Source organism: Streptomyces sp. PU-14G (genome assembly GCF_041028275.1).
In the GTDB taxonomy this organism is placed as follows: Bacteria; Actinomycetota; Actinomycetes; order Streptomycetales; family Streptomycetaceae; genus Streptomyces.
In genome coordinates this window covers 1-997 of record NZ_JASKYT010000698.1, presented here as the reverse complement: position 1 = coordinate 997, position 997 = coordinate 1, and the positions used below count along the sequence as shown (strand labels likewise).

1 protein-coding gene is annotated in these 997 nt (G+C 74.7%); it reads right to left on the bottom strand.

Annotated elements, in window-relative coordinates; genetic code table 11:
- Window positions 1-121 precede the first annotated feature (121 nt).
- Window positions 122-997 (bottom strand): sigma factor-like helix-turn-helix DNA-binding protein (locus tag AB8Z75_RS34790; protein WP_369209116.1); only part of this gene is annotated, 876 nt, incomplete at its 5' end.

Below are 997 nucleotides of genomic sequence, written 5' to 3'. Positions count from 1 at the left end.
GTGGGGGTGCGGGTGCCATGGGTCTGCCTCCGGATCGGTGAAGGGGCCGGCGCTGGCGGCGAGGGCCCGCCCTGAAGAACCGGACAGCGGCGCGGAACGTGACACCGGTCCCGCGAACGCCTCAGACAGCGTCGCCGCGGGCGTCTCCACGGGTGTCGCTGCGGGTGTCGCTGCGGGCGGTTGCGCTCCGCGAGGTGAGCTGCTGTGCCGCGTACCGCAACTTGTCCGGGTTCGCGGTGATGCGCAGGGTCGTGATCCGGCCATCCGCGACGTCCAGCGCCAGCACGCCCAGCAGTCGCCCCGCCGCCAGGCCGAGCAGCGCGGGTCCGCCGTTGACCTCGCACGGCACGAGGTCCACCCCGGGCCCGAACCGCTCCAGGCCCCCCGCCAGATACCGGGCGACACGGGCCCGGCCGAGGACGGGGCGCCGCGCGGCGCTGACCTTGCCGCCGCCGTCCGCGTACGAGACCACCTCCTCGGCCAGTAGCCGCTCCAGCCGCCCCAGATCGCCCTCGCGGGCCGCGACCACGAACGTCTCGACCAGCCCGCTCCAGCGGCTCCCGTACTGCGCGCCCTGCACTGTCGGGACGCCCTGCACCGTCGGGACGCCCCGCACTGTGGAGACGCCACGCACTGTGGAGCCGTCGGGCACCGGCGAGCCGTCGGACACCGCCGAGACGGTCTGTGCGGCGTCGTCCGTCGTCCGGTCGGGGTGCGGCGAGGTGCGGCCGGGCTGTTCCGGCTCCGTACGGGTGCCGTGCGTGCCGCTCCCGTGGACGGCGCGTTTCGCCCTGCGGTACAGCTGGCGGGAGTTCGCCTCGGAGACGTCCAGCACCTCGGCGATCTCCCGGTGCGGATAGCCGAAGGCCTCGCGGAGCACGAAAACGGCACGCTCGGGCGGGGTGAGCCGTTCCAACAGGACGAGCAGGGCCAGCGAAACGGAGTCGCGCTGCTCAGCCGTCTCCAGCGGTCCGAGCGGGGCCGCCCCCGTCACGCC